General features: G+C 67.1%; 4 protein-coding genes and 1 pseudogene. All 5 read left to right on the plus strand.

Translation table 11 applies throughout. The features are described 5' to 3' along the window. Nucleotides 1-434: 434 nt before the first annotated feature. Complete coding sequence (locus tag NA8_RS32000; RefSeq protein ID WP_063054024.1) at nt 435-2,024, plus strand: peptide ABC transporter substrate-binding protein; 1,590 nt, start codon at nt 435-437, stop codon at nt 2,022-2,024. 54 nt (nt 2,025-2,078) lie between these two features. Further along, nucleotides 2,079-3,005 carry an ABC transporter permease gene (locus NA8_RS32005; protein WP_063054025.1) on the plus strand — a complete coding sequence of 309 codons (927 nt, stop codon included), beginning with the start codon at nt 2,079-2,081 and terminating at the stop codon, nt 3,003-3,005. Further along, nucleotides 2,998-3,951 (plus strand): ABC transporter permease, encoded by a 954-nt coding sequence (locus tag NA8_RS32010; RefSeq protein WP_063054026.1) that lies wholly within the window; start codon nt 2,998-3,000, stop codon nt 3,949-3,951. Before NA8_RS32005 ends, NA8_RS32010 begins: the two co-directional genes overlap by 8 nt. Beyond that, the gene (locus NA8_RS32015; protein WP_063054027.1) at nt 3,948-5,642 is read left to right on the plus strand and encodes a dipeptide ABC transporter ATP-binding protein; all 1,695 of its coding nucleotides are present in this window, start codon (nt 3,948-3,950) and stop codon (nt 5,640-5,642) included. Before NA8_RS32010 ends, NA8_RS32015 begins: the two co-directional genes overlap by 4 nt. A 52-nt stretch (nt 5,643-5,694) precedes the next feature. Then, a pseudogene (locus NA8_RS35410) lies at nt 5,695-5,821 on the plus strand (oxidoreductase); the annotation flags it as partial.

Here is a 5,821-nt window from a genome sequence, read left to right on the forward strand (position 1 = left end):
CGAGTCCCTGTGGTCGGCGCTGGTTTCAGTCATCTCGTCTCTTCTTTCCACATAGCCTGAGCGCACGATTCGACGCAGCCGAGTTCGACAGTAATCAACTGTGACCCATGCCGCGTGCGGTGTATCGGCCGGGTTCCGCGGGACGCCACACTGCCGCGCGTCCTCCCGGGACGTGCGTTCCCTCCCACCCCGACGAAAGCAATATTTCGGTCGAATGACCCGTTTGCGCACGAAACCCGGGGTGTTTCGGCGATGTTGCCGTATCGGTAACAAGTGCACCGAACTCGGCGCAATCAGGTGACAGTGCCCGCGCCGGTCGTTACTCTGCCAACACACAGGGGGATCGTGTCGGCATGCGCTGATGGACCTCGCGCGGGTGCCGATCGGCTCCCCCCTTCTCGCACCGGGAGGACGCGTTGAAATTCCACAGAGCGATGGCGCTGAGCGCGGCAGTCGTACTGGCCACGACGCTCGGGCTGTCCGCATGTTCCTCGGGCGATGGCGCCGATGCCGACCTCGTCACCGTCAACGGCGGCGAGCCGCAGAATCCCCTGGTGCCCACCAACACCAACGAGAACATGGGCGGGCGCGTGGTCGACCGGCTGTTCGCGGGCTTGAAGTATTACGACGCCGACGGCAAGGCGCACGACGAGATGGCGGAGTCGATCCAGACCACGGATCGGAAGAACTACCGGGTGACCATCAAGCCCGGCTGGAAGTTCACCGACGGTACCCCGGTGACGGCGAAGTCGTTCGTCGACGCATGGAACTACGGGGCCCTCGGCAGCAACGCGCAGTTGCAGAGCTACGTTTTCGGCCCCATCGTCGGTTTCGACGAGGTGTCCGCGGAAAAACCGACGGCACAGACGATGTCGGGTCTGAAGGTGATCGATGACCGCACCTTCACCATCGAGCTGAAAGCCCCGTCGATCGACTTCGAGACCGAACTCGGGTACGCGCCGTTCTATCCGCTGCCCGAAGCCGCGTTCAAGGACATCAAGGCGTTCGGGGAGAACCCGATCGGCAACGGCCCGTACAAGTTCGCCCGGACCGGGGCGTGGGAGCACAACGTCAAGATCGATCTGGTGCCCAACCCGGACTACCCCGGCGGCCGCCGAGCCAAGAACAAGGGGCTTCGGTTCGTGATGTACCAGTCCTTCGATACCGCCTACGCGGACCTGCAGGCGGGCAACCTGGACGCGCTCGACACCGTGCCCGACAGCGCGCTCACCTCCTATCAGCAGGATCTCGGCGACCGCGCGATCACCAAGCCGACCGCCCAGAACCAGCACATCGGCATCCAGTCCAACGTCGCGCACTTCTCCGGCCAGGAAGGGCTGCTGCGACGCCGCGCGATCTCGATGGCGATCAACCGGGAACAGATCGCGCAGAACATCTTCCACGGGACCCGGATCCCGGCGCGCGATTTCACCGCGAGCACGCTGCCCGGTTTCGACCCGAACCTGCCCGGTGCGGAGGTGTTGAAGTACAACCCCGACGAGGCCAAGAAGGTGTGGGCACAGGCCGATGCGATCTCGCCGTGGTCGGGCCGCTACGAGATCGCCTACAACTCCGACGGCGGCCATCAGGCCTGGGTGGAGGCGGTGGCCAACAGCGTCAAGAACACCCTCGGCATCGACGCCATCGGCGTGCCGTACCCGACGTTCAAGAACATCCGCGACGAGGTGAACGCGCACACGATCAACAAGGCGTTCCGCTACGGCTGGCAGGGCGACTACCCGACCATGCTGCAGTTCCTCACCTCGCAGTACTACAGCTACTCCGACACCAACAACGTCGACTACAACAGCCCCGAGTTCGACCGGTTGCTCGATGCCGCCTTGGCCGCGTCGACCCAGGAGGAGTCCTACAAGATCGTCGCGCAGGCGCAGGCGCTGCTGATCAAGGACCTGGCCGACATTCCCGTGTTCGACTACGTGGCCGCGGCGGGCCGCTCCGACCGGGTGCGGAAAGCCGAACTCGCCTGGAACGGGCTGTTCGCCTTCGAGAACATCGAGAAGTAGCCGCCAGCCGCCGGGCGTCCGCATGACGCTCGGCGGCGCTACCCAGGAGGCGAAATGGCCTGGTATGTCGTGCGGCGTCTGCTTCAGATGATCCCCGTGTTCCTCGGGGCGACGCTGCTCATCTACGCCCTGGTGTTCGTCGTCCCGGGCGATCCGATTCACGCGCTGGCCGGTGACAAACCGATGACGCCCGCGGTCGAGGCACAGCTGCGGGCGCGTTACCACCTCGACGAGCCCTTCCTCGTGCAGTACCTGCTGTACCTGAAGGGCATCCTCACGCTGGACTTCGGCACTGCCTTCTCCGGCAGGCCGGTGCGGGACGAACTCGCGCGCGCGTTCCCGATCACCCTCGAGCTGGCGTTCATGGCGGTGCTGATCGAGTCGGTCTTCGGCGTGCTGTTCGGCCTGATCGCCGGGCTGCGCAAAGGCAAACTGTTCGATTCGACGATGCTCGTGGTCAGCCTGATCGTCATCGCGGTGCCGGTCTTCGTGGTGGGCTTCCTCGCGCAGTATCTGCTCGGGGTGAAGTGGGGGGTCGTTCCGGTGACCGTGTCCGGGAAGGCGACGGTCGGCGAACTGCTGGTGCCCGCGTTCGTGCTCGGCTCGCTGTCGTTCGCCTACGTTCTGCGACTGACCCGGAACTCGGTGGCGGAGAACATGTCCGCCGACTACGTGCGCACCGCGACCGCCAAGGGACTCGGCAGGCCGCGTGTGGTGACCGTGCACATCCTGCGCAACTCGATGATCCCGGTGGTCACGTTTCTCGGCGCCGATCTGGGCGCTCTGATGGGCGGCGCGATCGTCACCGAGGGCATCTTCAACATCCCGGGCGTCGGCGGCACGCTCTACCAGGCCATCACCAGGGGCGAACCGCCGACCGTGGTCTCCTTCGTCACGGTGCTGATCGTCATCTTCCTGGTCACCAACCTGGTCGTAGACCTGCTCTACGCCGCACTCGACCCGAGGATCCGCTATGCCTGACCCGACCGAGGGGCCGCCGCGCCGCGGCCAGGAGCACTTCGTCGCCCCGCCCGACGAGGTCGAGGTGCTCGCCACCGACGCCGTGCCTGCTGCGGGCGCGCCGACCAGCATCTGGCGCGACGCGTGGCGGCAACTGCGGCGCAACCCGATCTTCGTCGTGGCGGCGGTGCTGATCGTGTTCGTGCTGATCGTGGTGATCTGGCCGGGTTTGTTCACCGATCAGGACCCGCGGTATTGCAATGGCGATTTCAGCATGGACCCGCGCGGCGCGGGCCACCCGTTCGGTTTCGACAAGCAGGGCTGCGACATCTACGCCCGGACGGTCTACGGCGCGCGGGCCTCCGTACTCGCCGGTGTCGGCGCGACGCTGCTGTTCGTACTGATCGGCGGGACGCTCGGGGCGCTGTCGGGCTTCTACGGCGGGCCGCTGGACTCGATCGTCTCCCGGGTCGCCGAGATCTTTTACGCGATCCCGCTGATGCTGGCCGCCATCGTGATCATGCAGTTGCTGGACGCGCGCACGATCTGGACGGTGATCGTCATCCTCGCCTCGTTCACCTGGCCGCAGGCGGCGCGGATCGCCCGCAGCGCTGTCATCCAAGCGAGGAACAGCGACTACGTCACGGCGGCGAAAGCGTTGGGCGTCTCCCGCATCCGGACGCTTCTGCGCCACGTGCTGCCGAACGCGGCGGGACCGCTGATCGTGGTGACCACGCTGTGGCTGGGCGTCTTCATCGTCACCGAGGCGACGCTGTCCTATCTCGGCGTCGGCCTGCCGCGCACGGTGGTGTCCTGGGGTGCGGATATCGCCACCGGGCAGAAGGAGATCCGCACCTCGGCCATCCTGTTCTATCCGGCGACGGCGCTCGCGCTGACCGTGCTGAGCTTCATCATGCTGGGCGACGCCGTGCGGGACGCCCTCGATCCGAAGGCGAGGAAGCGATGAGCGAGAGCGAGCGGCCGCTGCTGGAGATCACCGATCTGAACGTGAGTTTCACCGCCGACGGCAAGCCGGTGCCCGCGGTCCGGGATGTGAGCCTGTCGGTCTATCCGGGGCAGACCGTGGCCATCGTCGGCGAATCCGGTTCGGGGAAGTCGACCACCGCGCACGCGATCATCGACCTGCTGCCCGGCACGGGCCGGATCACCTCCGGCTCGATCAGATTCGACGGCACGGACCTCACGGCGGCTACCAAACGACAAATCGTCGCGGTCCGTGGCAGCGGCATCGGGCTCGTCCCGCAGGACCCGATGTCGAATCTGAATCCGGTGTGGAAGGTCGGATTCCAGATCCGCGAGACGTTGGAGGCCAACGGTATCGCGAAGGGCAAGGCCGCCGGCAAACGAGCCGTGGAGCTGCTCGAGGAAGCGGGCATGCCCGACGCCGAACGCCGGGTGAACCAGTATCCGCACGAGTTCTCCGGCGGCATGCGCCAGCGCGCGCTGATCGCGATCGGCCTGTCCTGCCGGCCCAAGCTGCTCATCGCCGACGAACCGACCTCGGCGCTCGATGTGACCGTGCAGCGGCAGATCCTCGACCATCTCGACCGGCTCACCGCCGAACTCGGCACCGCGGTGCTGCTGATCACTCACGACCTGGGCCTGGCGGCGGAGCGGGCCGAACACCTGGTGGTGATGTATCGCGGCCGCGTCGTGGAATCCGGCCCGGCACTGCGGATTCTGCGCGATCCGCAGCACCTGTACACCAAGCGGCTGGTGAGTTCGGCGCCGTCGCTGGCCGCGCGGCGCTCGGCGGTGCGGCGCCGGGCGGAGATCCGTGCGCAGGCCGTCCAGGTTGCCGAGCAGGTGGCGGCGGCCGACACGGAACTCACGGTGGTTCCGGACGAGGTGCTGGTAGCCGAGCACCTGACGAAGACGTTCCGCATCCGCGAGCGCACGCCGTGGAAATCGACCGAATTCGTCGCGGTGGACGACGTATCGTTCCGGCTGCGGCGCGGGTCGACCACGGCGATCGTCGGCGAATCCGGCTCGGGCAAGACGACGGTGGCGCAGATGGTCCTCGGGCTGCTCGCGCCCACCTCCGGCACGGTCACGTTCGACGGTAAGGACGTGACCACCCTGGACCGCAAGGGCGCGTTCGCATTCCGCCGCCGGGTGCAACCGATCTTCCAGGACCCCTACGGCTCGCTCGACCCGATGTACACCATCTACCGCACCATCGAGGAGCCGTTGCGCACCCACCGGATCGGCACTCCCGAGGAACGGGAGGCGACCGTGCGGGAGCTGCTCGACAAGGTGGCGCTGCCTGCCGGTGTGCTGCGGCGCTACCCCAACGAGCTGTCCGGGGGACAGCGTCAGCGCGTGGCCGTCGCGCGTGCGCTCGCACTCCGGCCGGAGGTGGTGGTGTGCGATGAGGCGGTGTCCGCACTCGACGTGCTGGTGCAGGCGCAGATCCTCCGGTTGCTCAACGAGCTGCAGGCCGAGCTCGGTCTGGCGTATCTGTTCATCACCCACGATCTGGCCGTCGTCCGGCAGATCGCCGACGACGTGCTCGTCATGCAGCGCGGCAAGGTGGTCGAAGCGGCGACGACCGACGACGTGTTCGACCATCCCCGGCAGGAGTACACGCGCAAGCTGCTCGACGCGATCCCGGGACGCGATCTGCTGGCCGGGTAGGCGAGCCGGGCGCGCGGATCGGTCCGCGCGGCCGCAAGTAGCCTCGTATGCCGTGACCGATCCGCTGCAGCCCCTCGTCGATCTTCCCGGTGTCCGGGACGCGGCCGACCGCGCCCGCGACGCGCTCGCCGAGGTGCACCGGCACAAAGCGAACCGGCGCGGGTGGCCGACCACGGCGG

The organism is Nocardia arthritidis NBRC 100137 (assembly GCF_001612765.1).
Lineage (GTDB): Bacteria > Actinomycetota > Actinomycetes > Mycobacteriales > Mycobacteriaceae > Nocardia > Nocardia arthritidis.